Here is a 26,453-nt window from a genome sequence, read left to right as displayed (position 1 = left end):
GGCCCGCGTTCGGGCCGGAAACTCGACAGCGCAGCGATCAGGGGCCATATCGCCTCCATGACCGAGCAAAGCGCCATCGCCGCCCCCTATTCCGAAGCCGAACAGGTCGGCCCGCTCGTGCGGCGCGTACTGGCACGCAATCCTTCGCCTTTCACTTACACCGGCACCCAGACCTACCTCGTCGGCTCAGGCAGCGATGTGGCGGTGATCGACCCCGGCCCGGACGAGGCCGAACACATCGATGCGATCCTGGCCGCCATCGGCGACGCGCGCGTCAGCGCGATCCTGTGCACCCACACGCACCGGGACCACTCCCCCGCCGCTGCCCCGCTTGCCGCTCGCACCGGCGCGCCGATCGTCGGCTGCGCCCCGCTTACGCTGGAAGACGACGGGCCGCGCGCGGATGCCGCTTTCGACGCGCACTATCGTCCCGACCGGGTCCTGACCGACGGCGAGGCGGTTTCGGGCGACGGCTGGACGCTTCTGGCCGTAGCAACGCCCGGCCACACCTCGAACCACTTGTGCTTCGCCCTGCCCGAGACCGGCGCGCTGTTTACCGGCGACCACGTGATGGGCTGGTCGACCAGCGTCGTCGCCCCGCCGGACGGCGACATGTCAGACTACATGGAAAGCCTCGCCGCGCTCTACCGGCGCGAACAGGACACCATCTACTACCCGGCGCACGGCCCCGCGGTCGAAAAGCCGCGCCAACTCGTGCGCGGCATGATCGGCCATCGCCGACAGCGCGAGAAGCAGATCCTTCGCCAGATCGAAGCAGGCCGCCACCGGATCGACGAGATGATTCCGCACATGTACAAGGGCGTGGACGAGCGCCTCTGGCCTGCCGCCGGGCGGTCTGTACATGCCCATCTGATTGATCTGGAAAGAAGAGATATGGTCACGAGCGAGAACGGCGAGTGGTCATTGCAGACTTGACTTCGCCGCATCTGGAAGACTGCCCAACAATACTGTATTACCGCGCGACATAGGAAATAATCGCGGGGGAAATTCGTGGCAAGCATTGCAGGTGAACGCAGTGACGCGCTGACGTTCTGGCAGAAGATGGCAATCGGCATTGCCGCCTTCATTCTCTTCGGTTTCTTCCAGTGGGCCGCACGCGGCTTCGTCGATATCCCGCGCGTGCCCATCTGGATCCACGTCCATGCGCTGGTCATGGTCGGCTGGCTCGGCCTGTTCATCTACCAGCCGACCCTGATCAAGCGCGGCGAGCCGGCACGCCATCGCCGGTTCGGACGGATCGCGCTGGCCCTGGCCGCACTGATCGTGATCCTCGGCAGCTTTTCGGCGATCATGTCGATCCGCACGAATCACGTGCCGCCATTCTTCACGCCCGCCTATTTTCTGGCGCTCACCCACATCGGCCTTGTCCTGTTCGTCGCGATGCTGGTCGCCGCGATCGTGAACCGGCGCGATACCGAAGTGCACCGCCGCCTGATCGTAGGTGCCAACGTGCTGCTGATGGAGCCGGCCTATGGCCGCCTGCTGCCGATGCCCTTACTCGGCCCCTGGGGCGAGACCGTGGGCATGGTTATCCAGCTCGGCACGCTCGCGATCGTGGCACGCCACGACAAGGCGACGCTGGGCAGCGTTCACCGCGCCACGCTGATCGCGATGGTCGCGGTCGTGGCAAACCACGGTCTCTATGAAATAATGGGCCGCACATCGCTCATGGCTTCACTGGCGGCGCGCATTACCGGCAGCGCATGACGCATTTTCCCCTTGGGACACGGGCATTCCATCCCTAGATAGGCCCGGCAACCGGAACGAAACCGGCACAGGAACCAGAGGGAAAGCCTACCATGACCGTAATGCCCGCCGATCTGTCCGGCATCGACGTTCGCGCCGAGATCGAGCGGCTGCGCAAGGAGCGCAATGCCGTCATCCTCGCCCACTACTACCAGAAGCCGGAAATCCAGGACCTGGCGGACTACGTGGGCGACAGCCTCGAACTGAGCCGCAAGGCCGCCGCGACCGATGCCGACGTCATCGCCTTTTGCGGCGTGAAGTTCATGGCCGATACCGCCAAGATCCTGAGCCCGGAAAAGATCGTCGTGCTGCCCGACCTCGAAGCCGGCTGCAGCCTCGAGGATTCCTGCCCGCCCGAAAAGTTCAAGGCGTTCCGCGAAGCCCACCCCGATCATATCGCGCTGACCTACATCAACTGCTCGACCGAGGTGAAGGCGCTGTCCGACATCATCGTCACCAGCTCCAGCGCCGAAACGATCCTGCAGCAGATCCCGAAGGACCAGAAGATCATCTTCGGCCCCGACCGGCATCTCGGCGGCTACCTCAGCCGCAAGTTCGATCGCGAAATGCTGCTCTGGCCGGGCGTGTGCATCGTCCACGAAGCCTTCAGCGAGACGGAACTGCTCAAGCTCAAGGCGCAGCACCCGGGCGCGCCTATCGCCGCTCATCCGGAATGCCCGCCGCACATCATCGATCACGCCGACTACGTCGGTTCGACCAGCGGCATCCTCAAGTTCGCCCAGGATTTCGAAGGCCAGACCCTGATCGTCGCCACCGAGCCGCACATCATCCACCAGATGGAAAAGGCGCTGCCGGGCAAGACCTTCATCGGCGCCCCCGGTGCCGACGGCAACTGCGCCTGCAACATCTGCCCCTACATGGCGCTCAACACCATGGAGAAGCTCTACCTCGCCCTGCGCGACCTGCAGCCGCGCGTGGAAATCGAGGAAGGCCTGCGCGTCGCCGCTAAGAAGAGCCTCGACCGGATGCTGGAAATGGCATCGGGCACGGTGGGCAAGGGAGACCTCGGGGCGCGCTAAGCGCTGCCCCGGGTGGGCGCACGGCCTTCGGCAAACTCAGCCTGAGCGGATGGAGCGAATAACCTTGGCCAATCCTCTCTTGATCCAAGACACGGTTCAGCCAGCCTGAACCTGTCGCAGGCCGGGCGCTGGCCCGACCCGATCAGTTGCGCGAGAGTTGGAACACCGCGTGTTCAGCGCGGAAGTTCGCGGCTGCCGAACTGCACTGGGTGTCGCCGGAGAGGAACCAGCTACCCTCTACGGTAATTCCGCGCTCCTTCACCAGCGCGCGGAAATCGTCGACGGTGAGGTGGTGGATATTCGGTGTCTCGTACCATGCGACCGGCAGCAGCCGGGTCACCGGCATGCGCCCGCCCCACAACAGCGAGAGGCGCACGCGCCAGTGAGCGAAATTGGGGAAGCTGACGAAGGCCTTGCGGCCGATGCGCAGCAGTTCCTCCAGCACCATGTCAGGGCGCATCGTCGTCTGCAGCGTCTGCGAGAGGATCGCGTAGTCGACCGATTTGTCGGGATAGAAGGCGAGGTCCCTGTCGGCATCGCCCTGGATCACCGACAGCCCCTTGCCCACACACTTGCCCACGTTCGCAGGGTTCAGCTCCATGCCGCGCGCGTCGCACCGCTTCTCGTCGCGCAGGGCCTGCATCAGGGTCCCGTCCCCGCAGCCGACGTCGAGCAGGCTCGATCCGGGCGCGACATTGGCGGCGATCACGGAAAGGTCGGGCCGCAGGTTGCTCATCACCGGGCTCACTGGTTCAGGAATCCTTCGACGACGCGATCGAGCGCGGGAACGTCCAGCAGGAACGAGTCGTGCCCGAACGGGGCGGAAAGCTCGACGAAGCTCACCGGCAGGCCCGCGGCATTGAGCGCGTGGACCACATTGCGCGATTCGGAGGTGGGGTAGAGCCAGTCGGTATCGAAACTGACGAGGCAGAAGCGCGCCTTCGAGCGGGCGAAGGCGTTGGCCAGCATCCCGCCATGCTCCTCCGCGAGGTCGAAATAGTCCATCGCGCGGGTGATGTAGAGATAGGAATTGGCGTCGAACCGGTCGGTGAATGACAGGCCCTGGTAGCGCAGGTACGATTCGACCTGGAAATCGGCATCGAACCCGAAGGTCTTCTCGCTGCGGTCCTGCAGGCGGCGGCCGAACTTTTCGGTCAGCCCGGCTTCGGACAGATACGTGATGTGCGCGGCCATGCGCGCGACCGAGAGACCCTTTTCGGGCCCCTTCCCGCCGTTTTCCTTGGCCTCGTAATAGGCGCCCTCGCGCCAGTCGGGATCGGCCATGATCGCCTGGCGCCCCACTTCGTGGAAGGCGATGTTCTGCGCCGAATGACGCGCGGTCGAAGCGATGACCAGCGCGGCGCGCACGCGTTCGGGGAAGTTCGCCGCCAGCGAAAGCGCCTGCATCCCGCCCATGGAGCCGCCGACGACGGCATGGAGCTGGTCGATTCCCAAGGCGTCGAGCAGGGCGATGTGGCCACGCACCATGTCGCGGATGGTGATGACCGGGAAGCGCATGCCGTAAGGCTTGCCGTCCGGGCCAGGGCTCGCCGGACCGGTCGAGCCCATGCACGAGCCGATGACATTGGCGCAGACGATGAAGTACCGGTCTGTGTCGATCGGCTTGCCCGGCCCGACCATGCGCACCCACCAGCCCGGCTTGCCGGTCTTGGGATGGTCGGACATGACGTGCTGATCGCCGGTCAGGGCGTGACAGATGAGGATCGCGTTGCCGCGAGCCTCGTTGAGGGTTCCGTGCGTCTCGTAAGCGATGCGCACGCCTTCGAGGCTCTGCCCGCCGTCAAGCGGAAGAGGCTGCGCCAGTTCAAGGACTTTGCTGGTTTCCATGTCGCGGGCCGTGGCCATAATGAACCGCCAAGTGGGGGACGTCCCGGCAACTGTCAATCACAGGCTGTCAATCGGTCCCACGCTGCGTTAAAGGCGCGCGCGTGATGACCGACACCGAAACCCGTTCGAAAGCCCCGCAACCCAAGCCCTGGATCGAGGCGATTCACGCCTATGTGCCGGGCAAATCCTCCGGCAAGGACGGGCGACCGCTGATCAAGCTTTCGGCGAACGAGAACCCGCTGGGCACCAGCGAGTCCGCGCTGGCCGCAAGAGCGCAGGCCCCCGCGCTCTATCCCGACCCGGACAGCAAGGCGCTGCGCGCCAAGCTCGGCGAGTTGCACGGGATCGATCCGGCGCGGATCGTCATGGGCACCGGCTCGGACGAACTGCTCAACCTCGCCGCACAGGGCTATGCCGGCCCGGGCGACGAAGTGATCTACGTGCGCTACGGCTTTTCGGTCTACGACATTGCCGCGCGTCGCTGCGGCGCGACGCCGGTCGTAGCCCCCGATGCCGACTACGGGACCGATGTCGATGCCCTGATCGCCCTGGTGACGGACAGGACGCGCGTGGTCTTCATCGCCAACCCGAACAATCCGACCGGATCCTACCTGCCCAAGGGCGAGATCGCACGGCTCCACGCAGCGCTGCCCGCCGACGTGCTGCTGGTGCTCGACCAGGCTTACGGCGAATACGTCGCGCCCGAGGACGAGGACGGCGCGATGGCGCTGGCCGCCGCGCACGATAACGTGCTGGTCACCCGCACATTCTCCAAGATTTTCGGACTTGCCGGCGAGCGTATCGGCTGGGGCACCGGCGCGCCGGGTATCATCCAGACGATCAACCGCATCCGCGGTCCCTTCAACGTATCGAGCACCGGGCAGGCCATGGCGCTTGCCGCGCTGGAAGACACCGCTTTCGTCGAGCGCAGCCGCGTACACAACAGCGACGAGCGGGCCCGCTTCGTCGAGAAGATCGAGGCTCTGGGCAACCATGGCCTGCGCGCGCTGCCGAGCCAGGCGAACTTCGTGCTGATCCTGTTCGAGGGCCCGCTCTCCGCCGAGACCGCCTTCGACGGCCTTGCCGAACGCGGCTATATCGTGCGCTGGCTTCCCGGGCAGGGCCTGCCGCAGGCTCTGCGCATCACCATCGGAAAACGCGCCGACCTCGACGTGATCGCCGATGTACTGCGCGAAATGGCAGAAGCCGCCAAATGAGCTTCGAAAAAGTCGCCATCATCGGCCTGGGGCTGCAGGGCGGATCGATCGGCCTGGCCACGCAGGAATTCCTGCCCGAGGTCCAGACTACCGGTTTCGACCTCGATCCCGCCACCCGCGCCCGCGCTGCGGAGCGCGGCCTCGTCCACCAGGTCTGCGAAACCCCTGCCGAGGCAGTGCGGGATGCCGATCTCGTGATCTTCTGCGTGCCCCCCGGCGTCATGGGCGAAGCGGCGGCACAGGTGCGGGACGCCCTACGCGAGGACGCGCTGATCAGCGATGTCGGCTCGTGCAAGCAGTCGATCGCGACGGCGTTGCGCGAAGCCCTGCCCGATCACTACGTGATCCCGGCGCACCCGGTCGCGGGCACGGAAAACTCCGGCCCCGACGCAGGCTTTGCCCACCTGTTCCGCAACCGCTGGTGCATCGTCACCCCGCCCGAACACACCGATCTCGTCAAGCTCTCGCAGCTCGTCGAATTCTGGGAAGCGCTCGGCGCCAATGTCGAGATCATGGACGCGCAGCACCATGACCTCGTCCTCGCCGTGACCAGCCACCTGCCTCACCTGATCGCCTATACCATCGTCGGTACCGCCTCCGATCTCGAGGACGTGACCCAGAGCGAGGTAATCAAGTACTCGGCCGGCGGTTTCCGCGACTTCACGCGCATCGCCGCCAGCGATCCAACGATGTGGCGCGACGTCTTCCTGACCAACAAGGAAGCGGTGCTCACCATGTTGCAGCGCTTCACCGAGGACCTCACCGCCTTGCAGCGCGCGATCCGCGTGGGTGACGGCGATGCGCTGTTCGAGCAGTTCGCGCGCACCCGCGCGATCCGCCGCTCGATCATCCAGGAAGGTCAGGACGATTCCCGCCCCGACTTCGGTCGCGGCGACCACGAGAACGGAACGAAGAAAATCTGAGGCCCGCAGGACCTTTTTCGGCTACCCGGCTTTGAGCGGAGGACAGCCCCCGCACCGGAGCCCTGCCCCCATGAAATTATCGATCCGTACCGAGCTCGACTATTCGCTCCCGGCTCCCGCCGACGTGCTGCTTCAGGTCGAGGCGGCCATCCTGCCCGAACAGAAAGTGCTGCGCGCCCATATCGACCTGCCGCCGGTCGAGCACTTCGCGCGCATCCCCGGGCATGACAACATCGGCGACCGCATCTGGCTGGCAGCGGCAGAAACGCTGAAGGTCCATTACGAGGCTACAGTGGAACCGGTGCGCATGCTCGCCCGTGTCGACGACCTCGCGGCGGTTCCGGCCCACCTGCTGCCCGGGGAGACGGTCGATTACCTGATGCCTTCGCGGTACTGCCCATCGGACACCTTCCAGAACCTGGTCGAGGCCGAATTCGGCGGGCTGCAGGGCGGCGCGCGCGTCGGTGCGATCCGCGACTGGATCGGCCAGCACCTCACTTACGTGGTCGGATCGAGCGAGAGCAGCACCTGCGCCGAGCAGACTTTCGTCACCCGGCAGGGGGTCTGCCGCGATTTCGCGCACCTGATGATCACGCTCACCCGCGCCAGTGCGATCCCGGCGCGCTTTGCCAGCGTCTATGGCCTGGGCGTCGACCCGCAGGATTTCCACGCCGTAGCCGAAGTGTTCCTGGACGGTGCCTGGCACATGGTCGACGCCACCGGCATGTCGCGCCCCGAGTGCATCGCCAAGATCGGCGTGGGCCGCGACGCCGCTGACGTCTCGTTCCTCACCAGCTACGGTGCGGTCACGCTCAATTCGCAAAGCGTGGAAGTCTCCGAAGTGGCCTAGGCGCCCAATACGCCATCGCCTTCGTAACCCCTGCGCAGGCGGGGATGCTGCTTTCCTCACCGCCTGCCCCCCGGGCGGCAGGTCAGCCTGGTCAGCGATTGAGCGCGTTGATCGCCTCGGTCACGCGCGCTTCCACTTCCTTGCGCGGCAGACCGGCCTCGATCCGCTCGCCCACCCGCACGGTGATCACTCCGGGTTTTTTCCAGCGCCGGTGATAGAGCCGTCCACTGTCGACCGCGACCGGCACGACCGGCAGGCCGAGCAGCTTGTAGACCCCGGCGAAGCCAGACTGGAGTTCACCGCGCGTTCCATGCGCAACGCGCGTACCTTCGGGGAAGATCGCCAGCGGCCTGCCCCTGGCTGCGAAGTGCCTGGCATTGGCGACCATTGCCCGCAGGGCCTTTGCCCCCTCCTCGCGTTCGACAACGACGATGCCGTAGCGCATCGCCGCAGCGCCCCAACCGGGAATGCGGGCAAGTTCCGCCTTGGGGAACGGCACCGGCCAGTCCATCAGCGAAGGCAGGTCGATGGCTTCGAAGAAGCTTTCATGCTTGATCGCCACCAGCACCCCGTCATTGGGCATCTCGCCCTCGACGACCACGCGCATGCCCAGCAGCCAGCGGGCACAGGCACGGTGGTATCGCGACCAGCCGCGCACGACGCGGCGTGCCGGCATTTCGCCCAGCCTTGCGGCCAGAAAGAAGCCCAGCACATAGAAGATCGAGCCGGTATAGAAGGCAGCGTAGAACGCGAGACTGCGCAGGACGTCGGCCGGGGTGCTGCGCATCACTTGCCCCACAGGTTCAGCACGAAGCGCGCCAGCAGCTTGTGATATTCAAGGAACAGCGCACCGAGACTGGGGCGCGAGGATACCGCATCCGGCTTCAGCTCGACACCGGCAGGCATTTCCCGCGAGATTTCCAGCATGGCGCGGCGCATGTGCCAGTCGGCAGTGACGAGCCGCACCGATTTCGACTTGTGCTCGCTGACCCATTGCGCCGCCTCGATCGCGTTCGAGCGCGTATCGTAGGCGTTGTAGCCAAGCGTGATGCAGCATTCGAGCAGCTGGTCCGAGACGCCGAACTGGGCGGCGAACTCGCGCGGCTTGACCTCGCGGTCGACGCCCGAGACGAGCAGGCGCGAGGCCTCACCCTCCTTCAGGACATCCAGCGCGTGCTCGATACGTCCGGCGCTGCCGGTCAGCACGATGATCGCATCGGTCTTCGTCCCGTCGAGAGGCTGCGGCAGCGCGATGGCGAACCACAGGAACCCGAAAAGCCAGGCAAGGAACAGGAATGCGACCGTGCGACGAAACATCTTGTGTGTACTATAGCATCTTGCGCAGGGCGTGCATCACCGTGAGCCGCGCCGTGACCATTGCCAGCAATGTGGCCAGCAATGGGACAAGTGCAAGGAGCAGCCAGTCGCTCCAGATCAACGCGCCGTTATCGACCAGCCCTGCCCCCAGCCCGGCGAAGCGGCGGCCCAGTGCGAAGATAACCACCATCGCCAGGACCAGTCCGACCGCCCCGCCGCCCGCCGCGTCGTAGCCGATCGAACGCTGGAAGACGCGCGCGACCTGGGCATCGGTACCGCCGAGCAGGTGAACGATCTCGATTGTATCGCGATTCGCGCCGAGCGCAGAGCGGGCCGCCAGCAGCACCGCCGCGGCGAGCGCAAGCGCCAGCAGGCCGACAAGCACCATGGCAAGCAATTGCAGCGAAACCATCGCGTCGAACACCGGCTTGAGCCAGTTCGACTGCGCATCGATCTTCGCGGACGGCGCCACCGGCATGACTGCCTGCTCCATCGCGGCAAGCCGGGCTGGCGTGGCCTGACGGTCCAGCCGCACGTCGATCAGCGCGGGAACCGGGATCGCCGTGCCCGTCGCATCGTCGATGCCGGTGCCAAGCCAGGGCTCGATCAGGGCATCCAGCTCGGTCTGGGGGACCAGCCGCAGGCCGGCGATGCCCGGCAGGTCCTTGATCGCCGCAACCGCGCGCTTCGCCTGCTTTGCGCGCAAATCAGCGCGCGGCTCGACGATCTGGATGGTGACGCCGCCCTCGATCTCGGCGCGCGCGGCGCTGACGGCATTGCCCAGCGCCAGGCCTGCCGCAAGCGCAATGGCCGTCATCGCCACCATGATCGCGATGACCCAGGGCATCGGCCCGGACATGCGCCCCTGCGGGATCAGCTCGGCCTCGCCCCGGCCCATCAGCCGGCGCCCGCCGCCCAGTAAGGTGCGCAGGTTCACTGCATCTTCCTCGGCGGGTAGCGCAGCGCTCCGGTCGGATCGGACAGGCGGCCGCGGTCGAGCCGCATGATCAGGCTCTCGGGCACCTTGCGCAGCAGGTCGAGATCGTGGGTCGCGACGACGACGGTGGTGCCCTGGCGGTTGAGCATCTCGAACAGGCGCATCAGCTTGAGCGCCATCTCCGGGTCGACGTTGCCGGTCGGCTCGTCGGCGACCAGCATCGCGGGACGCGCGATCACGGCGCGGGCGATGGCCACGCGCTGCTGCTCACCGCCGGAAAGAGTGGGCGGGCGCGCATCGATGCGGTCGGCAAGGCCCACCCAGTCGAGAATGTCGCGGACCGGCCCGGCGAGGTCCTTTTCCTGGTGGCCGGCCACGCGCAGCGGCAGCGCGACGTTGTCGAAGGCGGACAAGTGCGGGATCAGCCGGAAGTCCTGGAAGACCACGCCGATCCGCCGCCGCAGCCCCGGCAGGCGGCTGCGCGGCATGGTGATCGCATCGGTCCCGAACATGCGGATCATCCCGCGCGAAGGGCGCTGGGCAAGATAGAGCAGGCGCAGCAGCGAAGTCTTTCCCGCGCCGCTGGCGCCCGTCAGGAAGTAAAAGCGCCCCGGGAACAAGGTGAAGCTCAAGTCGCTGAGAACCTCGCGATCGGTTCCGTAGCGAAGCCCCACGTTGTCGAAGTGAATGATTTCCCCGTCCGCAGTCATACTCATCTGGTTCGTCAGTGTGTCCGGGTCCGAACGGGCGATTTGCGGCCTATAGCGAGCATTGAATGTGGAAAAAAGGCCATTGGGCCGCCTACCCACATGTCCGAAGCTTGTCCCGCGCGAGCTAACCGTGCTTATAACATGACACCATGATCATCGCCTGTCCTGCCTGCTCTACGCGCTACGCCGTCCCGGACAGCGCCATCGGCGTGGATGGCCGCACGGTTCGTTGCGCCAAATGCCGTCATAGCTGGTTCCAGGAAGGCCCGGAACTCGTCCTTGCCGAAACCGAAGCGCAGGCCGCGGCCCAGCGCCCGGTGCAGGAAACCCCGCCGCCCCGACCGGCGCGGACGCCCGCGGCCGATGAGCGCGCGACCGATGAAAGCCCGGCCGACGCAGGCGTCGCAGAGCCGGAAACCGCACGCGAACCCGAGCCGGTGGCACCGGGGCGGACTTCGAGCTTCGCCAGCGAAAATTCCCCGCTGCCGCCGGCACCGCCCAGGACACCGCAGCGCACGGTCTCTTCCTACTACGACGATACCGTCGGTGCGCGCTACGCAGACGAGTCCCCGTCCAGCTTCGATTTTTCGCCGCCGTTTCGTCCGCGCCGCAACTGGACCAAGATCGGCACCATCGCGGCCGGCGTCTTCGCAGTCGCCACTCTTAGCCTGACCGGAGCCGTGGCATGGTTCGGCCTGCCCGACTGGGTGCCGATCCCGCGCCAGAGCTTCACCAAGGCGCAGCCCGACCTGCAGCTGGACTTCCCGCGCAAGCGGCAGGATCGCAAGCCCCTGCCCGACGGCACCGAATTCTTCAGCGTCAGCGGCACGATCAGCAACATCGGCAGCGAATCGCGCTACGTGCCTTCGCTGCTCGTCGTCTTGCGCGACGATCGCGAACGCATCGTCTACGAAAAGGAAATCGTTCCGCCCAAGCGCGAACTCGCGCCCGGCGAAATGGTAACCATCAACGAAGCGCTGACCGACATTCCCAAGGCAGCTGCCGCTGCCGAGATCGGCTGGAAGCCTGAATAAGGCGGGTTCGCGCGCACCGACCCCGAATTAATTTCGCCTCCTTGAATTTTTATCGGAAACAGCGCTTGCAGCCCCCCAATCCCTTTGCTAATGGCGCGCTCCTGCCACGGGGCTGGTGCGAACCAAGCCCCGTTTGATTTAGCGGTCGTGGCGGAATTGGTAGACGCGCAACGTTGAGGTCGTTGTGGGCGAAAGCCCGTGGAAGTTCGAGTCTTCTCGACCGCACCATCCCCTGAATTGGCGAAACAATTCAGGGGCCTGAGGCCAGGGAACAAGTCCCGCCTCAGCCTTGGCAGGCAATCCTGAAAATCGATGCAGGAGCTGTGCCCCCGCCGTCAGGCGACAGCGAGTTGCGGCACGTCTTCCTCGATCCCTTCGGCCTCGCGCGTCTCAAGCAGATCGCGTACCACAGCGTATGTGCGGTCGTCATCGACGTCGATCGCCTGGCTGCCATCTCCGAGAATGACCGCACCGACCTTGAGCGCAAGGCGCCGGGAAGCCCGCGCAATCGCACCATAGAGCGTCTCCAGCCCGAGCATGACCCGCAGCAGGCCAAGCGCCCCGGTTGCGCGCGCGATGCGCTGGCCGCTGCGATCGAACCGGTCGCCGCGAAACACCTCGATCGCACGCAGGGCCTGGCGGCCTGACATGCCGTAAAGGTCGCAGGCAGCGAATTCACCGTCGCGCAGCCTGAGATAATGGCCGTGGCCTGCGCGATGGGCCTCCTCCACCCATTCGCGCCGGGTCAGGGCAAAGGCGATGTCCGCAGTTTCCAGTGTATCGAGCAGGGCATCGATGGATGACCCGGTCAACAACGCATGATCGGCGGTGGTGACGATGATTGCCCCGTCCCAGCCCTCCACCGCGGCGTGTACGCTGTCCGCCAGGGAATCGCGTGCCTCGATCAGGGCCACCGTTCCGCGCCCGGGCAGACGCGTCAGGACGTCGTAGACCGGCTCGAAGCCGTCGCGCTCGATACACACGGCAAGGCTGGCGATCCGCGGGTGGCTGACTGCAGTCTGCAGGACATGCGCGATAAGCGGCTTTCCTGCGAGCGGGATCAGGCACTTGTGGCTCACACCGAAGCGCTGCGCGAGCGGATCTGTCCCTTTACGCGGACGACCGGCGAGAACGACCAGGCGGATCGGCTGCGGCAAGTTGCCCTGATCGGTCGAGAGACTGCGAACATCCATGGCCTGCGCCTATGCCGCGCACTTGTGACAGTCCCGTGACCGGGAAGCCTTTGTCATGGATTGTCACAAGCTACCTCGCCATGGGCTCGAGAATCCGTCTCTTCATGTGATGTATCCCGAGCCACACCGCGGCGAGCACGAACGGCACCATCAACGCGGTCAGGAAGTGGGCGTGCAGGCCGGGCACGACGCTTTCCACCCCTTCCAGCAGCTTCGCCAACAGGCCCAGGGCATAATAGCTCACGGCTACGACAGAGAGTCCTTCGACCAATTGCTGCAGACGCAGCTGGCGCGTGGCATTGCGCTCCATCGAGGCGAGGAGCCGCCCGTTCTGGTTCTCGATGCGCGTCTCGATCCGGGTGCGGAACAGCGAAACGAACTGCGCGGTGCGCTGGGCGAGTTGCTCGGCGCGGCGGCGATGGGCAGCGCAGGTACGCACCGCCGGGAAGAAGCGGCGCTGGGTGAAATCGGTCAGCGACAGGTGCCCCGGGCATGGACGGATGTTAAGGTCGACCAGCCGCTCCTCGACGATGGTCGCATAAGCCTCGGTCGCGCTCATCCGGTAATCGCATTCGGCCGAGTGGGTGATGAGATCCATGTAGAGGCTGGTCACTTCTTCCAGCAGCGAATCGTCGGTCACTTCGGGCCGCGCGATAGCGCCGTTCATCTTGCCCAGCATCGCCTCGATGTGATCGAGCCGCTTCCAGCCTTCGCGTGCGACCGGGAGCCCGAGCAGCGCGAGATTGCGATAGTTGCCCAGTTCCTGCAGGCGCTGCACGGTGCGGGTCAGGTCCGCGGGCAGCATCCCGTTGGCCGCCACGATGAGGATGCCGAAGCCCTGCTCGCGCAGGCGAAAATCCGACCAAATCCGCGCCGAGGCGTCCAACGCCTCCCCTGTGCCGATACGGCAGGATACAAGTTCGTCATCTGCAATCCCGATCTGCGGCAGGAGCGCACCCGCCTTGCCCTCGTCCTCCACCAGCAGCAGCCGGGTCGCGCGAATCAACTTGCCCGGCAGGGAATTGGCCCAGGCCACCGCCTTTTCCAGGTCGCTTTCCGGCGCCGGGGCGAACAGCGCCTCGAGGGTGCCATCCCTGACGAACAAAGTGGTCGTGCTGGCCTCGCTGTGCCGTTCCAGCGTAAAGGCAACGCCGGGCGAGAACAGGCCCTTCACATGGCGCGGATTGTCGGCGCAATCGATCCAGGCCCCTCGAGGCAGCTCTTCCAGCGCCAGGCGCTCAGCCTCACGGTCCCCGGCATCGAGCACCCGGACCAGTTGGATGACAAGGGACGGCGCTTCCAGGAGAGGCCAGCGTCGCAAGTGCATTTCGCCGACAACGGTTCGGCGCAACTCGTGCTCATTGTCCATTGCTCATCCCTGAAGCGAGCCCGGTTTCAGCCCGGATTCGATGGAGGCATGTTAACGCCGAAGGCCATGCGTCCACAACCGGACCGAAAGTATGGAATACCAATTCCCGCTGGATTGACCGTCCTGCCCCGCGTTCCCTCTTCCTCCTCCTCCTCCTCCCGCGTCCTGCACGGAACCAAAGTGCAATAGCGGCCATCCCGGCGACCGTGCGAAACCTGCGCCAACATCAGATCCGGGAGATAATCTCATGCGTTTTCACCTTGCTGCGGGACTGTCGGCGTTGATGCTGGCCGGTTGTTCCGGCGGCAACGAGACAGCCGCCCCTGAACCGACCCAAACGGTCAGCGCCGCTGCAGCCGAAACAGCCCCTGCGGCGGTTGCCCCGGTCGAACCCGTCGCCAGCGCATTGCCTGAGGCGGAGCCGACGACCGGTACTTCCGAGCCGACACCGTCAGCCACGCTCGAAGCCAGGTCCACGCCGATCCCGAAGCCAAGCCCTGCACCGGCACCCGCTGCCACACCGCTGGCCGAGCCGGTCAAGGTTGCCGAGGCCGCACCGCCTGCCGCCTTTGCGCGCTGCGCAGTCTGCCACAGCGCAGTCAAGGGCGCTCCGGACCAGCTCGGCCCCAACCTCTACGGCGTCTATGGTGCCAAGGCGGCGCAAGGCAGCTTCGGTTTCTCCGATGCGCTGAAGAATTCGGGACTGACCTTCGACGCGGCGACGCTGGACAAGTGGATCGAGAACCCACGCGCGCTCGTCCCGGGCAACCGCATGAGCTTCCCCGGCCTCAAGGACCCCGGCAAGCGGCAGACCATCATCGACTACCTCAAGCAGCAACGTTGAGGGACCGCTCGTCCCTGCCCGTCATCCCCGCGCCGGCGGGGATGACGCATCCCGCCTCGCCGTGACGCAATCGTCCCCGTCATACGCCCGCCGCATCGGAAAATGCACGTCTGCGCAAAGCCAGTGAAATGCCGCTGGCAACTTCCCGAAATCAGGCTAGCGTCAGCGCAAACAAATGGGAGAGCCGTTTATGTTCGTGAAGTTCACCGCCACCGACAGGGTGCCTGCCATCGTCAATGCCACACAAGTCACTTTCATCACGCCCGTCGAGGATGGCACGCGCATTCGCTTTGGCGAAAACCGCACTGTCACGGTGATCGAACCCATGGACGAAGTGTGGCGGCGGCTGGACCAGACCGGCCAGTTACCGTCCAACTGACCCCCCCTAGAAATGCGCGCGCAGTGAAACCGTAAGGCGGCGCGGCGCGCCGGGGGCATAGGCGCGCGGGTCGCTGGCACCAGGGGCTTCGACAAGGTCGATCTTTTCGATTTCTGCGAAGGTCCCTGCGGTCGCATAGCGCTTGTCGAATAGGTTGCGCAGCTCGCCTGCCAGTTCCAGTCCCGGAGCCAGAGTCAGCCTGCCGAACAGGTCGAAAACGGCGTAGCCAGGTATGCGCGGATTGTCGTTGCCCTCATCGCCCATAAGCACTTGCGCGGTGCGCGCACGCATCGCGGCGCCCAGTTCCCAGGCGTTCGTCGCGCGGCCCGCGTAGAGGTTCAACGCATGGCGCGGCGTACCGGGCAACCGGTCACCGCGCGCAACCGCGATCGTCCCTTCCGCGTCGGCCATGGGATTGGCCGGACTCGACAACAGGAACGGGCTGCGGAACCGGGCGTCGGTGAAGGCGTAGCCCGCGCTCAGGCGCCAGCCATCGCGGTGCCATTCCAGCGACGCCTCAACGCCCTGCCTGCGGCTGCGCCCGAGATTCGCGAAGTAGGCACGCCCGCGCACTTGCGAGGCAACCATGCGGATATCGTTTCGCGTATCCGCGCGCCAGAGAGACAGGCGCCAGCCCAGTCTCCCCGGCGCGCCTTCCAGACCGACATGCCAGTTGCGCGCGGTGACGGCCCTGAGCGGCGGGTCGGCGATGAAGAAATTGGCCAATGTACACGGCGCTTCGGGGTCGGCGCAGGAAAGCTCCGCAGGCGTCGGGATGCGACTGGTCATCGCGAAACCCGCCGTCGCGCGCAGGTTCTTTTGCAAGGCATAGTCGAATTCGAGCGATGGATTGATCCGGGCGAAGCGGTGGCGGCCATCGAGGGCGGTGCCGAGCCGGTCGTCGAGCTCGACCCGATTGCGTGCCCAGCGCGCGCCCAGTTCGGCAGTGAGCGCACGTGTCAGCGGCTGTTCGGCGCTTGCGAACAGCGCCAGGTCGCTCATCCGGCTATCCACGTCGACCGGGGCGATCGCGCCGTCCGCCGAGGCGAGTACGTGGCCAAGCGCCTCGACCGATCGGTCTTCCTCCAGCGCGCCCAGTTCACTGACTGCGCGAAAGCGTGTGCGGTGCCGCTCCCACGAGAGGCCGACGGCGAACCGGCGCGTGCCACGATCGGTCTCGCGCTCATCGAGCCATTGCAGCGTCGCGCCGCCGCCGTGCGTACGCTCGCGGCCACGGTTGAAGACGGCGTAATCCGCGACGGCGGGATCGACGGCAACCGCCGCCCCTCCCGACAGCAGGGGCTCGGAAAAGCCGTCTTCTTCGTCGCCAAGGCACAGGAATCCGGATTTGCCGTCGCAGGGGCCGAAGTCGGCAAGATCGCCATTGGCGCTTCGTCGCGAGAGGCGCTGGTAATGGCTGCGCAGTTCGATCCGTCCACTCGCTCCCAGTTCGACGTATGGCGCGGCGACAAGGCGCAGAAACGACGTGCGCGTCGTATCGGGGCGGGTGAAAACGGCGCGGTAGTCTGCGGCCAGCAGTTCCACCGGCGAAACGCCATTGCCGGTCAGGCGGGTTCGGGCCGCCAGCGCCTGTACCTCCAGCCCCCAGCCCTGCCCGGCGTGCAATCCCTTGGCGAAAAGCCGATCCAGCCGCGAGGGGCTGGCATCGCGCCAGCCCTCGTCGTCGCGCCGGTCGGCTACCAGCAGGACGCTCGAATCCGCGTCGCCAAGCCCGGCCGACGCGATTCCTCCGATGCTGCCCAAGCTATCCCGGTCGAGCGCGAGCCGCAGACCGTGCAGTGTCGTGCCGTCGTGGGTTTCAAGCAGCAGCGATCCGGCCAGCGCATTGCGGCCATGGACCGGGCTCGCTTCGGTGAGCCGCGCGCGCGCCAGTGCCGCCTCGGGCAGCAGGTCGACAAGCACGACATCGCCGAAAGGCTGGTTGAAGCGCACGCCGTCGAGATAGACGGCAAGGCCCTGCTCCGCGCCCTGAAGCGGCGAAGCGGAAAAGCCGCGCCAACCGATCGATGGCTGCCAGGCATTGCCGGTCGCCCCGCCCAGAGTAAGGCCCGGTACCTTTCGCTCCAGCGCGCGGCCAAGGTCGGGCCGGGCCGCGGCATCGAGCGCCCGGGCATCGATGACCCGGGCTTCGTCGAGGTCGATCGCGCCGCCGGGCGCGACGACCGTGATCAGCGGCGCCTCGTCCGCCCGGGACGGGGCCGGCCACACCAGCGCGACCGCAGCCAGTGCCGCGGCCAGGCCGGTCTTCACATCATGCGGCGCAGGATACCGTCCTTGAGCACGAAGTGATGGCGCAGGGCGGCGGCGATATGCAGGACTACCAGCGCAAGCATCACCCAGCCCAGGATCTCGTGACCTTCGTGCGCCGGACCTGCGAGCGGGCCGTCCTTGCTGATCGGCAGCTTGGGCCACAGGAACAGGCCGAAGTAGCTGAGCGGATACTTGCCCGCCGACGAGAAGATCCAGCCGGTCAGTGGCATGATCAGCATCAGGGCGTAGAGCACCACATGCGTGGTCGACGCGACCATGCGCTCCATCGGTGAAACGTGATCGGGCAGCTCGGGCTTTTTCCAGCGCAGGCGCCAGACGATCCGCCCGATCGTGACCAGCAGGATGGTCAGGCCGAACGACTTGTGCACGGTCATAAGCTGGACGACTTTCTCCAGCGGTTCGTGCAGCAGGCCGGACGCCAGATTGAGAATGACGAGAACCGCAAGGGTCCAGTGGAACCAACGGGCCCCCAGATTGTACTTCTCGACCGTCATCAAATGCCCTCATGATCAGGGTCCGGATCACAGACCCCAGCGAAACCCGGCCCACAGCGTGCGGGGCACGCCTAGGTCCAACGAACCGCCAGAGTTACGGGTTATGATCTTCTCGTCAAACAGGTTTTCGCCGCGCAGGATCAATGAGGCACGCGCGCCGAGAGGGATTTCCACGAGGGCATCGAGCGTCGTGGCCGCAGGAAGGACGTCGGTCTGCAGGTCGTCTTCGAATTGCGCACCGACATGGCGCAGGGTCAGCGCCATGCTCCACCTGTCGGCGGGTACGAATGCGAGGGTCGCGCTGGCTGCAAGACTCGGTGTCTGCGCCGGGCGCATGCCGTCGAGATCCCCGGAAATCCCGGAGCCGTGGACCTTCGCATCGTTCCATGCCAGCGTGGCGTCGAGCCTGACCGGACCGGTCGCGAAGTGCGCTGCGGCCTCGATCCCGCGCGAACGGATTTCCGGTAGATTACGGCGCTGACGCAGGTTGGCGGCGATGGTGACGTTGGCAATGGCATTCTCGATGCGATTTTCAAACGCCGTCAAAGAGAGTTTCAGACCCGGTGACGCAGTGAAATCGACCCCGGCCTCGTAACCTTCGAGCTTCTCGTTGCGCAGGGCGGCATTGGCGAGGGTGACGACCGGGAAGACGGTGAAGGGCCGGTAGAGTTCGTTGAGCGTTGGCAGGCGCAGCCCGCTGTAGGCCGAGGCGCGCAGCGCAACGGTCTCGCTTGCATGGAGCAGCACGCCGGCGCGGTAGCTCAATGTCCAGTCGGCCCGGTCCGGGTAGCGCTCGTCGCTGACGGCAAGGCCATCGGGGCTTCTCTCGGTGAAATACCCGCCTGCAATGACCGTCCTGTCCCCGCGCAGGCCGCCGGTGAGAACGACCGGCCCCAGCGTCCAGTCGTCCTCGGCGAAGAATCCGAGGACGGTATTGTGCCCACCGGCCCGTCGGCGCGCGGCGATCTTGCCGGTAAAGGCACTTATCGCCGCTTCCTGCATGGTCCCCGAAGTGCGCCGCCAGTCGGTACCGAGCCGCAGCACATGGGCCTCGCCCAGCGGCGGGCGCAGTTCGAACTTGCCGCCGATCCCGGTCGCGGGCGTCTTGTACTGGTCGAGCACCGGCACGAAGCGTGTCGAGCTGACGACGACATTGCTGAAGTTGCGGGCCTGGACATAGACCAGCGCATCGAACTTCCAGCCACCCCGACCGACAAGACGCAGGCTGGCATCCTGCCCTTCGGTTGCACTGTCCGCGCCCCGGAAGCGCAGGCTGCGGCGGTCCCCGAAGACGAGGCCGCGGGCCTGCAGTTCCACGTCGCCCGCAAGCGGTGCGATCGCACGCAGACTGGCCGACCATGAATCGAAGCGCGCACGGGCAGAAGCGGGAACGCGCTCGTCACCCGGCGTGGTCCAGAAGCCCTTGCCGCGATCCCAGCGCCCGCTGGCGACGACGAATCCCGATCCCAGTTGCGGCGCGATCGAGGCGCTCGCCTCGGTTTCGCCGCGCTGGTTGGCGATGATGCTGCCCGAGACCAGGCCGAGATCCTCGGTCGCGGCGCTATCCAGCTCGATCGTGCCCGAGAGCGCGCCCGAACCGAAGGGACCGGAACCGCCGCCGCGCGTAACCCGGATACGGCCCAGGCGGTCGGGAGCCAGGGCGGGAAGCGGAATGTAGCCGAAGAAGGGATCGGCCATCGGCACCCCGTCGAGCAGGACCAGTGCGCGGCTAGAGGCATTGCCGCCCAGCGCCCGCAAGGTCACGCCCTGCGCCGAAGGATTGGACGATCGGCTGTCGGAACGGCGGAACTGCTGGAAACCTGCGACCGAGGTCAGCACGTCCTCGATCCGGCCGGACGGCGCAGAGAGGATCTCCTTCCGCTCGATCTCTACCGTGGAATAGGCGGGCGTCCCCGGGGTTTCCTCAAGCCCGCGCCCGGTGACGAGAATTTCGCCCGCATCGGCGGCCTCCTCGGCCTGCGCGAGGCCCGGGGACAGCAAGGCCAGCGCAAGCGCCGTGGCGGTGATGGTGAATGGGCCACGCATGGCACCCGGGAAACGAAAGTCATCCATATCTCTGCGACCTGCCTACGGGTGACGAAAAAGGGAGCCGGAGATCCCGGCAGCCCCGGTAGGAGGCGGGACTGCCGGGATGCCCCGTGCGGCGGGGAAGCACGCCGCACGGGGTCGGGAAGCGCCTCAGAAGAAGAGGATCCCGCCCAGCGCCATGGCATCGCTCTCGGCCGCGTTGCCGCTGTGGGCCCTGGCCTTCGAGTGAACGTATTCGCCGATAAGCGTGACCCAGCTCGTCAGGCCGTAGCGAAGCTGTCCGACATAGCTGGAGTTGGTCTTGACCAGATCGGGATTGGCCAGCACGTCGGCCGCATTGGCATGGTGCAGCGAGCTTTCGCCGTAGCTGGCACCGACTCCGATCTTGCCGAAAGTAGCGAGAGCCTGGGCATAGAAGCCGTCGCTCTTGCGCGGATTGCCCAAGGCGTCGGTATCGAAGAGGCCGAAGACCGTCGTGCCAAGGCCCCTGGCGGTATAGTAGTAACCGGTCACCGCAATCGGTCCCGCCGTGACCTTGCCGCCCAGGTCCAGCCCCTTGCCTGTGTAGCTGCCGCCTGCCGCGATGTCGTGCTTCTGGCTGACGCCGGAGACCCAGAACCGGGTGCCGATACCGCCGAGCTTGCCGTCATAAGTCAGCTTGCCCTGCACGCCCGGACTGGCATTGCTCTGCGCCGGACCGGTCAGGGAATCGAGCGGCTGGAAGACGCCGACCGAGGCCTGGAAACCCGAGAACTTGGGGCTGGTATACGTGATCTGCGGCTGGAAATCGGTGTAGATGTAGCCCACGCCGATGCGGCCCAGCGTCGTATTGCCCGGTGCGACGTTGTTGCCCGGCGTGCCCGAGGACAACAGCGTTATGTCGTTGAGGATGCCTTCCGAGGCAAAGAGGCCGATATCGCGGCCGATCTTGATCGTGCCCAGCCCGGGCTTGCCGAATGTCAGGTAGGTCTGGCGGGCATCGATACCCGCCGTCGCCAGCGCCGTCGGCTGGCCCCCGTTGTTTGCGCCCAGCGCCCCCCAGGCAGTCGAATTGATGCCGGGATAGAGACCGAAGAAGGCGCCGATGTCCCAGCCCTCCTGCTTGGTCGAGACCGAAACGGTCAGGTAGCCGGGCAGCAGACCGTTTCGCACCGCGCTGGAATTGCGGGTGCCGACACTGGCGATGCCGCCCACCACGCTGGTCGTGGCCGAGGGCGTGTCCGGATTGTCGTGGACATAAAAGCCGTTGACCGAGCCGGAGAACCTGATCGTGGCGGGGCCGACTTCCATGCCGATGCCGCTTTCGGTCATGCGCACCATACGGCTGGAATCGAGCGTTTCCTGTGCCCTTTCCATCGGTGCGGCGCTGGACGGCGGAGCCGCTTGCGCCTGTTCCTCGGCCAGCAATTCGGCGTATTCGTCATCGCTCAGGATGCCTTTTTCATGAAGGCGCTTGAGCAGCGTTTCGCCCGTTCCGGCATATGCCGGCGCGCTTGCCAGGGCGAGTGCCCCCAGCGCGGCAGAGCCACGTAGAATGATCCTGGAGATCATTATCCTTCCCCCTTCGGTAAGATGGTGTCGACTATTCCTGCGACTGGGGAAGATGATGGGCCGGGAGTGCCCCGGCGGGTATTGGACTTTGGTTCCTGTACTTTGGAACGAGGGCTAATGGCCGATCGCGACGCCCCAAGGTCCTTCGCCCGCGGGGATCGTCGCCGTGACTGCCAGTGCCTCGAGGTCGACCACCGAAAGGTCGTCGCTGCCGCCATTGGCGACGAGTGCACGCTTGCCGCCGGGCAGGATCGCCAGGTGCCAGGGCCTCTCGCCCACGGCGATGTAGCCGCGCACCTCGCGGCTGACGACGTCGATCACCGCCACAGCATTGGCCCGCCCCAATGCGACGACGGCGGTGCGGCCATCGGGCGTGAAGCGGATGCCGCAGGGCATGACCTTGTATGCCGGCACGCCGGGCGGGGCGAAGGCGATGGTCGCGATTACCGAGCGGCTCGCGACATCGGCGATCTGGACGACACCCGCCATTTCCGCGGCCACCCACACATGGGCGCCGTCGGGCGTGAATTCGACGTGGCGCGGCCGGGTCTGCGTCTCCATTTCCTCGACCACTTCGCGCGTGGCGAGGTCGATCCAGGCGACGGTCGCGTCCTCCTCACTGGTGACGAGCAGCCATTTGCCATCGGGGCTTTCGGCGATCCCTTCCGGCTCTTCCCCGACCGAAACCTGCCAGGCAAGGCGACCTTTGGCGAGATCGACCGCAGTGGCCGCGCCGTCGTCCTCGTTGGCAATGAACAGCAGCCTCCCGTCGTGCGAGGCGAAGAACTGCTCCGGATCGGCTCCCGAGGGCAGGACCGAGACGAGCGCCCCGGTCTGCGGATCGCGCATTTCCACGGCGTTGTCGGCACTGGCGCAGACAAGCAGGTACTTGCCGTCGCGGGTGAGCGCGATGCCGCGCGGGCGATGGCCCACCGGCCAGTTCGCTACGGCTTTGCCGCTAACGAGGTCGACAACAGTGACCGTCGAGGAACGCTCATTGCTGACGTAGGCCCTGGTCGCGGCGCTTTGGTCCCCGGCAAGTGCGGGTGCGGCGCAAACGAGCGGCGAGAGCGCGGCGCAAGCGACCAGCGCGATCCGGTTCAGGCATCTCTCCATGACGGCAAGCCTATCACGTGCCCGCCCGCAGGGAATTGCACCTTGGTCTGGTACCATAGTCCAATTGGGGCGGCGCGCGGCTCTCGGTTATCCAGAACGGCAACAAGGCGGCGGCAACCGGAGGCAATCCGAAGTCGCAAGGCCGCAAGTCGCAGAGGATGACTGACCATGAAACTGACAATCGGCCGCTCGGCCCTGCTTGGCGCGGCAGCCATCGCTTCCCTCTCCATCGCCGGCAACCTCCATGCGCACGGCAACGTGACGCCGCAGGCGGTCGACACCAGCGCCCTGCCCGATATCGAGGGTGGCAACGACCACTGGCTCGAAGAGAACCCCTATACCGGCAACCGGAAGGCCATCGAGATCGGCGAATCCGCCTATGGCCAGAACTGCGCGCGCTGCCACGGCCTGCAGGCGATTTCCGGCGGTATCGCGCCGGACCTGCGCTATCTCGAACTGGGCGCATCGGGAGACGAATGGTTCGTCGAACGCTTCCGCCACGGCTCCAGCCACGACGGCAAGGTCTACATGCCGCCCTTCGGCGATGTGCTGGGGCAAAAGGCCGGTTGGGCGATCCGCGCCTGGCTGGAAACCCAGCACACCGAGGACTGAGAGGTGGCAGGCGATAGCCGCAGGTCGTTCCTGACCGGGCTGGCGGGCGCGCTCGGCGCGCTCGCCCTGCCTGCCGCCCTGCGCCCGGCACCGCTGCTCGCCGCCCCGCTGGAGAAAGTCCGCGAACTGGGCGTGCTGCGCGTCGGGCTCTATGCCGACAACCGGCCATGGTCGTGGGACCGGGACGGCACGCCCTCGGGGATCGATGTCGAGCTTGCCCGCGCATTGGCCGAACATCTTGGCGTGCGCGCCGACATCGCGCTGTTCCCGGCCGACGAGGAGCTGTCGGACGACTTGCGCAACGTCGTATGGCGCGGCGGCCTGCTGGGCTTCCAGCGCTGCGACGTGATGCTGCACGTGCCGTTCGACCGCCAGATCATGGCGCAGGAGGACAACGTCGTGTTCCTCGCACCCTATTACCGCGAGAGCTTCGGCGCGGCCTGCGCGGCCGATATCGGCGATTGCGAGGCCCCACCCGTCCAGATGCGCGGCAGGCGACTGGCGGCCGAACTGGATTCGATCCCCGACTTCTACCTGCTGGGCAGCTTCGGCGGCATTCTTGCCAGGGACGTGACCCACCTGCCGAGCGGCTATGCCGCGGTCGCGGCGCTGGGCGAGGACAAGGCCGACTTCGCCGTCGCCAGTCGCGCGCAGATCGAGGCCGTGCTTGCCGACCATCCCGATGCCGCGATCCGCAAGCGCAAGGGACCGCTGCCCGCGATGCTTTCGCCGGGATGGGACATCGGCATCGCGGTCAAGGAAAACAGCCGCTCGCTCGGCTTCGTCCTCGAGGAAGAGATCATGGCCATGGCCGCAGACGGCCGGATGAAGACGATCTTCGCTCGACACGGGGTCGAGTGGCAGCCGGCTCTTGCCGCCCAGCCCTCCGCTTCGTGAACCAGGGGGACGGGGACGCCGACTGCGACCGGCGTCCCCCGAACCGCATCCTTCCCCGACATCCGCGCGACCCGCCCGCTTCTGGCCGCCCTTGCCGCGCGCCCTGCGACAGCTTCCCGAAGATGCGCATACTCCTCCCGTCTTGTCCCAAGGTTCAATTGTCCGCCCCTCTCCAACGACTAGGCTGACCGTCGACGTCCGGGGGCACCAGGTCGACTACCGGCACCTGAACTCGGCGCACAAGCAACAAGGAGGGATAGGATGAAGCGGCGTTTCTCAAAACTCATCGCGGTGCTCGCCGCGGCTGGCAGTACGATAGCCGTACCGCTCCATGCGGCCGGCCCGACCAGCGCCGACCTCATGAAGGATGCCGAATCCACCGGCGACGTTCTCAGCTATGGCCTGGGGCCATGGCAGCAGCGCTTCTCGCCGCTGGACACGCTCAACAGCGACAATGTCAGCAAGCTCGTGCCGGCCTTCGCGGCCTCGCTCGGCGGGGAAAAGCAGCGCGGTCAGGAAGCCCAGCCGCTGGTATATGACGGCACCATCTACGTCACCGGTTCCTATTCGCGTCTCTTCGCTTTCGATGCGCGCACCGGCGAGAAGAAGTGGGAATACGACGCCCGCCTGCCTGACGCGATTATGCCGTGTTGCGACGTGGTCAACCGCGGCGCGGCGATTCACGGCGACAAGGTGATCTTCGCAACCCTCGATGCGCACCTCATCGCGCTCAACCGCGAGACCGGCAAGGTCGTATGGAACAAAAAGCTCGCCGACTATCAGGCGGGATACTCTGCCACCGCCGCTCCGCTGATCGTCAAGGACATGGTCATCACAGGCAATTCCGGCGGCGAGTTCGGCATCATCGGCGAAGTGCAGGCGCGCAACGTCGACACCGGCGAGCTGATCTGGTCGCGCCCGACCATCGAAGGCCACATGGGCATGCTCAACGGCAAGGAAAACGGCGTGACAGGCAAGACCGGCGCGACCTGGCCGGGCGACATGTGGAAGACGGGCGGCGGCGCCACATGGCTGGGCGGCACCTATGATCCGGGCACCAACCTGCTGTTCTTCGGCACCGGCAACCCGGCGCCTTGGAACAGCCACCTGCGCCCGGGCGACAACCTCTACACCAGTTCCACCCTGGCCATCGACGCCGATACCGGCGTCATCAAGTGGCACTACCAGACCACCCCGCACGACGGCTGGGACTTCGACGGCGTCAACGAATTCATTCCCTTCGACGCGACGATGAACGGCAAGCCGATGAAGCTGGGCGCCAAGGCCGACCGCAACGGCTATTTTTATGTGCTCGACCGCAGCAACGGCAAGCTTCTGGGCGCGCACAAGTTCGTGATGGAGACGACCTGGGCGAACGGCATCAACCTCAAGACCGGCCGTCCCAACTACGTCGATGCCAACCGCCCCGGCGCACCGGCCGGTCCGGACAAGGGCAAGTCGGTGTTCGCCTCGCCTTCGTTCCTGGGCGGCAAGAACTGGATGCCGATGGCCTATTCGCAGGATACCGGCCTGTTCTACGTGCCCTCCAACGACTGGGGCATGGACATCTGGAACGAACCGATCGCCTACAAGAAGGGCGCGGCCTACCTCGGCGCGGGTTTCACCATCAGGCCGATCGCCGAAGACCACATCGGCGCCCTGCGCGCGATGGACCCGAAGACCGGCAAGATCGTGTGGGAATACAAGAATGCGGCGCCGCTGTGGGGCGGCGTCTTGACCACGCACGGCAACCTCGTCTTCACCGGTACGCCGGAAGGCTACCTCAAGGCCTTCGATGCAAAGACGGGCAAGGAGCTGTGGAAGTTCCAGACCGGATCGGGCGTCGTCGGTTCGCCGATCACCTGGATGCAGGACGGCGAACAGTACGTCGCGGTGATGTCCGGCTGGGGCGGCGCGGTTCCGCTCTGGGGCGGCGAAGTCGCCAAGACGTTCAAGGAAATCAGCCAGGGCGGCATGCTCTGGGTGTTCAAGCTGCCCAAGTAAGCGGTCAGCA

25 protein-coding genes and 1 tRNA gene are annotated in these 26,453 nt (G+C 66.1%); 13 read left to right on the top strand and 13 right to left on the bottom strand.

Annotation, left to right across the window (positions count from 1 at the left end):
* The first annotated feature begins 57 nt into the window (after positions 1-57).
* The 3 genes from PP1Y_RS09225 to nadA all read left to right on the top strand — a co-directional run bounded on the left by PP1Y_RS09225 (position 58) and on the right by nadA (position 2,807).
* Positions 58-936 carry an MBL fold metallo-hydrolase gene (locus PP1Y_RS09225; RefSeq protein WP_013831993.1) on the top strand — a complete coding sequence of 293 codons (879 nt, stop codon included), beginning with the start codon at positions 58-60 and terminating at the stop codon, positions 934-936.
* Positions 937-1,011: 75 nt separating this feature from the next.
* A complete protein-coding gene (locus PP1Y_RS09220; RefSeq protein ID WP_051010003.1) occupies positions 1,012-1,728 on the top strand; it encodes a hypothetical protein in 717 nt (238 codons plus the stop codon).
* 92 nt (positions 1,729-1,820) lie between these two features.
* Positions 1,821-2,807 carry a quinolinate synthase NadA gene (gene nadA, locus PP1Y_RS09215; RefSeq protein WP_007013150.1) on the top strand — a complete coding sequence of 329 codons (987 nt, stop codon included), beginning with the start codon at positions 1,821-1,823 and terminating at the stop codon, positions 2,805-2,807.
* Between the two features lie 142 nt (positions 2,808-2,949).
* On the opposite strand, the gene metW is transcribed toward nadA, so the two are convergent.
* The gene (gene metW / locus PP1Y_RS09210; RefSeq protein WP_013831991.1) at positions 2,950-3,543 is read right to left on the bottom strand and encodes a methionine biosynthesis protein MetW; all 594 of its coding nucleotides are present in this window, start codon (positions 3,541-3,543) and stop codon (positions 2,950-2,952) included.
* An 8-nt stretch (positions 3,544-3,551) separates the two neighbouring features.
* On the bottom strand, positions 3,552-4,673 hold the full coding sequence (locus PP1Y_RS09205; protein ID WP_041558715.1) for a homoserine O-acetyltransferase: 1,122 nt from the start codon (positions 4,671-4,673) through the stop codon (positions 3,552-3,554).
* Positions 4,674-4,759: 86 nt separating this feature from the next.
* Here PP1Y_RS09205 and hisC point away from each other — a divergent pair, with 86 nt between their 5' ends.
* From hisC to PP1Y_RS09190, 3 genes are all read left to right on the top strand, one after another.
* Positions 4,760-5,872, top strand: coding sequence for a histidinol-phosphate transaminase (gene hisC, locus PP1Y_RS09200; RefSeq protein WP_013831989.1), 1,113 nt, complete (start codon positions 4,760-4,762; stop codon positions 5,870-5,872).
* Positions 5,869-6,795 carry a prephenate/arogenate dehydrogenase family protein gene (locus tag PP1Y_RS09195; protein WP_013831988.1) on the top strand — a complete coding sequence of 309 codons (927 nt, stop codon included), beginning with the start codon at positions 5,869-5,871 and terminating at the stop codon, positions 6,793-6,795. The genes hisC and PP1Y_RS09195 overlap by 4 nt, the downstream gene beginning before the upstream one ends.
* A 70-nt stretch (positions 6,796-6,865) precedes the next feature.
* A complete protein-coding gene (locus PP1Y_RS09190) occupies positions 6,866-7,645 on the top strand; it encodes a transglutaminase family protein (protein ID WP_013831987.1) in 780 nt (259 codons plus the stop codon).
* 91 nt (positions 7,646-7,736) lie between these two features.
* Here PP1Y_RS09190 and PP1Y_RS09185 read toward each other — a convergent pair whose 3' ends face one another.
* From PP1Y_RS09185 to ftsE, 4 genes are read right to left on the bottom strand one after another with little or no spacing between them, the layout of a single operon-like run.
* Positions 7,737-8,432, bottom strand: coding sequence for a 1-acyl-sn-glycerol-3-phosphate acyltransferase (locus PP1Y_RS09185; protein ID WP_013831986.1), 696 nt, complete (start codon positions 8,430-8,432; stop codon positions 7,737-7,739).
* Complete coding sequence (locus PP1Y_RS09180) at positions 8,432-8,962, bottom strand: YdcF family protein (protein WP_013831985.1); 531 nt, start codon at positions 8,960-8,962, stop codon at positions 8,432-8,434. The genes PP1Y_RS09185 and PP1Y_RS09180 overlap by 1 nt, the downstream gene beginning before the upstream one ends.
* Positions 8,963-8,972: 10 nt before the next feature.
* Positions 8,973-9,860 carry an ABC transporter permease gene (locus PP1Y_RS09175; protein WP_013831984.1) on the bottom strand — a complete coding sequence of 296 codons (888 nt, stop codon included), beginning with the start codon at positions 9,858-9,860 and terminating at the stop codon, positions 8,973-8,975.
* A gap of 35 nt (positions 9,861-9,895) precedes the next feature.
* Complete coding sequence (gene ftsE, locus PP1Y_RS09170; RefSeq protein WP_007013141.1) at positions 9,896-10,609, bottom strand: cell division ATP-binding protein FtsE; 714 nt, start codon at positions 10,607-10,609, stop codon at positions 9,896-9,898.
* A gap of 149 nt (positions 10,610-10,758) precedes the next feature.
* On the opposite strand from ftsE, the gene PP1Y_RS09165 reads away from it, so the two are divergent.
* Positions 10,759-11,643: an MJ0042-type zinc finger domain-containing protein gene (locus PP1Y_RS09165; RefSeq protein ID WP_013831982.1), complete on the top strand. Its 885-nt coding sequence runs from the start codon at positions 10,759-10,761 to the stop codon at positions 11,641-11,643.
* Positions 11,644-11,784: 141 nt separating this feature from the next.
* Positions 11,785-11,871, top strand: a tRNA-Leu gene (locus PP1Y_RS09160).
* Between the two features lie 107 nt (positions 11,872-11,978).
* On the opposite strand, the gene PP1Y_RS09155 is transcribed toward PP1Y_RS09160, so the two are convergent.
* Positions 11,979-12,836, bottom strand: coding sequence for a nucleotidyltransferase family protein (locus PP1Y_RS09155; protein WP_013831981.1), 858 nt, complete (start codon positions 12,834-12,836; stop codon positions 11,979-11,981).
* 70 nt (positions 12,837-12,906) lie between these two features.
* Positions 12,907-14,205, bottom strand: coding sequence for a DUF3422 domain-containing protein (locus tag PP1Y_RS09150; protein ID WP_013831980.1), 1,299 nt, complete (start codon positions 14,203-14,205; stop codon positions 12,907-12,909).
* 247 nt (positions 14,206-14,452) lie between these two features.
* On the opposite strand from PP1Y_RS09150, the gene PP1Y_RS26340 reads away from it, so the two are divergent.
* Positions 14,453-15,049, top strand: a complete 597-nt coding sequence (locus PP1Y_RS26340) for a cytochrome c family protein (protein WP_232512590.1) — start codon at positions 14,453-14,455, stop codon at positions 15,047-15,049.
* A gap of 190 nt (positions 15,050-15,239) precedes the next feature.
* A complete protein-coding gene (locus tag PP1Y_RS09140) occupies positions 15,240-15,428 on the top strand; it encodes a hypothetical protein (RefSeq protein ID WP_041558713.1) in 189 nt (62 codons plus the stop codon).
* Between the two features lie 6 nt (positions 15,429-15,434).
* Here the strand turns inward: PP1Y_RS09140 and PP1Y_RS09135 are convergent, their stop codons facing one another.
* From PP1Y_RS09135 to PP1Y_RS09115, 5 genes are all read right to left on the bottom strand, one after another.
* On the bottom strand, positions 15,435-17,699 hold the full coding sequence (locus PP1Y_RS09135; RefSeq protein ID WP_041558712.1) for a TonB-dependent receptor: 2,265 nt from the start codon (positions 17,697-17,699) through the stop codon (positions 15,435-15,437).
* Positions 17,696-18,214: a cytochrome b gene (locus tag PP1Y_RS25575; protein WP_041558711.1), complete on the bottom strand. Its 519-nt coding sequence runs from the start codon at positions 18,212-18,214 to the stop codon at positions 17,696-17,698. Before PP1Y_RS25575 ends, PP1Y_RS09135 begins: the two co-directional genes overlap by 4 nt.
* Before the next feature lie 27 nt (positions 18,215-18,241).
* Positions 18,242-20,260, bottom strand: a complete 2,019-nt coding sequence (locus PP1Y_RS09125) for a TonB-dependent receptor (RefSeq protein ID WP_013831977.1) — start codon at positions 20,258-20,260, stop codon at positions 18,242-18,244.
* Positions 20,261-20,413: 153 nt separating this feature from the next.
* Positions 20,414-21,814 carry a hypothetical protein gene (locus tag PP1Y_RS09120; RefSeq protein ID WP_013831976.1) on the bottom strand — a complete coding sequence of 467 codons (1,401 nt, stop codon included), beginning with the start codon at positions 21,812-21,814 and terminating at the stop codon, positions 20,414-20,416.
* Positions 21,815-21,928: 114 nt separating this feature from the next.
* The gene (locus PP1Y_RS09115) at positions 21,929-22,930 is read right to left on the bottom strand and encodes a PQQ-dependent catabolism-associated beta-propeller protein (RefSeq protein ID WP_013831975.1); all 1,002 of its coding nucleotides are present in this window, start codon (positions 22,928-22,930) and stop codon (positions 21,929-21,931) included.
* Between the two features lie 168 nt (positions 22,931-23,098).
* Here PP1Y_RS09115 and pedF point away from each other — a divergent pair, with 168 nt between their 5' ends.
* The 3 genes from pedF to PP1Y_RS09100 all read left to right on the top strand — a co-directional run bounded on the left by pedF (position 23,099) and on the right by PP1Y_RS09100 (position 26,443).
* Positions 23,099-23,542 (top strand): cytochrome c-550 PedF, encoded by a 444-nt coding sequence (gene pedF, locus PP1Y_RS09110; protein WP_013831974.1) that lies wholly within the window; start codon positions 23,099-23,101, stop codon positions 23,540-23,542.
* A gap of 3 nt (positions 23,543-23,545) precedes the next feature.
* The gene (locus PP1Y_RS09105; RefSeq protein ID WP_013831973.1) at positions 23,546-24,439 is read left to right on the top strand and encodes an ABC transporter substrate-binding protein; all 894 of its coding nucleotides are present in this window, start codon (positions 23,546-23,548) and stop codon (positions 24,437-24,439) included.
* Between the two features lie 261 nt (positions 24,440-24,700).
* Positions 24,701-26,443 (top strand): methanol/ethanol family PQQ-dependent dehydrogenase, encoded by a 1,743-nt coding sequence (locus PP1Y_RS09100; RefSeq protein ID WP_013831972.1) that lies wholly within the window; start codon positions 24,701-24,703, stop codon positions 26,441-26,443.
* Positions 26,444-26,453: the final 10 nt, after the last annotated feature.

The organism is Novosphingobium sp. PP1Y (assembly GCF_000253255.1).
Taxonomy (GTDB): Bacteria; Pseudomonadota; Alphaproteobacteria; order Sphingomonadales; family Sphingomonadaceae; genus Novosphingobium.
The sequence above is the reverse complement of the archived record's forward strand: the minus strand, read 5'-3'. Positions and strand labels throughout refer to the sequence as shown.

Bases quoted from the DNA above. Each gene is read 5' to 3' on its own strand.
- PP1Y_RS09225 (WP_013831993.1), top strand. From the start codon at position 58: ATGACCGAGCAAAGCGCCATCGCCGCCCCCTATTCCGAAGCCGAACAG.
- nadA (WP_007013150.1), top strand. From the start codon at position 1,821: ATGACCGTAATGCCCGCCGATCTGTCCGGCATCGACGTTCGCGCCGAG.
- metW (WP_013831991.1), bottom strand. From the start codon at position 3,543: ATGAGCAACCTGCGGCCCGACCTTTCCGTGATCGCCGCCAATGTCGCG.
- PP1Y_RS09205 (WP_041558715.1), bottom strand. From the start codon at position 4,673: ATGGCCACGGCCCGCGACATGGAAACCAGCAAAGTCCTTGAACTGGCG.
- hisC (WP_013831989.1), top strand. From the start codon at position 4,760: ATGACCGACACCGAAACCCGTTCGAAAGCCCCGCAACCCAAGCCCTGG.
- PP1Y_RS09195 (WP_013831988.1), top strand. From the start codon at position 5,869: ATGAGCTTCGAAAAAGTCGCCATCATCGGCCTGGGGCTGCAGGGCGGA.
- PP1Y_RS09190 (WP_013831987.1), top strand. From the start codon at position 6,866: ATGAAATTATCGATCCGTACCGAGCTCGACTATTCGCTCCCGGCTCCC.
- PP1Y_RS09185 (WP_013831986.1), bottom strand. From the start codon at position 8,432: ATGCGCAGCACCCCGGCCGACGTCCTGCGCAGTCTCGCGTTCTACGCT.
- PP1Y_RS09180 (WP_013831985.1), bottom strand. From the start codon at position 8,962: ATGTTTCGTCGCACGGTCGCATTCCTGTTCCTTGCCTGGCTTTTCGGG.
- PP1Y_RS09175 (WP_013831984.1), bottom strand. From the start codon at position 9,860: ATGGGCCGGGGCGAGGCCGAGCTGATCCCGCAGGGGCGCATGTCCGGG.
- ftsE (WP_007013141.1), bottom strand. From the start codon at position 10,609: ATGACTGCGGACGGGGAAATCATTCACTTCGACAACGTGGGGCTTCGC.
- PP1Y_RS09165 (WP_013831982.1), top strand. From the start codon at position 10,759: ATGATCATCGCCTGTCCTGCCTGCTCTACGCGCTACGCCGTCCCGGAC.
- PP1Y_RS09155 (WP_013831981.1), bottom strand. From the start codon at position 12,836: ATGGATGTTCGCAGTCTCTCGACCGATCAGGGCAACTTGCCGCAGCCG.
- PP1Y_RS09150 (WP_013831980.1), bottom strand. From the start codon at position 14,205: ATGGACAATGAGCACGAGTTGCGCCGAACCGTTGTCGGCGAAATGCAC.
- PP1Y_RS26340 (WP_232512590.1), top strand. From the start codon at position 14,453: ATGCGTTTTCACCTTGCTGCGGGACTGTCGGCGTTGATGCTGGCCGGT.
- PP1Y_RS09140 (WP_041558713.1), top strand. From the start codon at position 15,240: ATGTTCGTGAAGTTCACCGCCACCGACAGGGTGCCTGCCATCGTCAAT.
- PP1Y_RS25575 (WP_041558711.1), bottom strand. From the start codon at position 18,214: ATGACGGTCGAGAAGTACAATCTGGGGGCCCGTTGGTTCCACTGGACC.
- PP1Y_RS09125 (WP_013831977.1), bottom strand. From the start codon at position 20,260: ATGCGTGGCCCATTCACCATCACCGCCACGGCGCTTGCGCTGGCCTTG.
- PP1Y_RS09120 (WP_013831976.1), bottom strand. From the start codon at position 21,814: ATGATCTCCAGGATCATTCTACGTGGCTCTGCCGCGCTGGGGGCACTC.
- PP1Y_RS09115 (WP_013831975.1), bottom strand. From the start codon at position 22,930: ATGGAGAGATGCCTGAACCGGATCGCGCTGGTCGCTTGCGCCGCGCTC.
- pedF (WP_013831974.1), top strand. From the start codon at position 23,099: ATGAAACTGACAATCGGCCGCTCGGCCCTGCTTGGCGCGGCAGCCATC.
- PP1Y_RS09100 (WP_013831972.1), top strand. From the start codon at position 24,701: ATGAAGCGGCGTTTCTCAAAACTCATCGCGGTGCTCGCCGCGGCTGGC.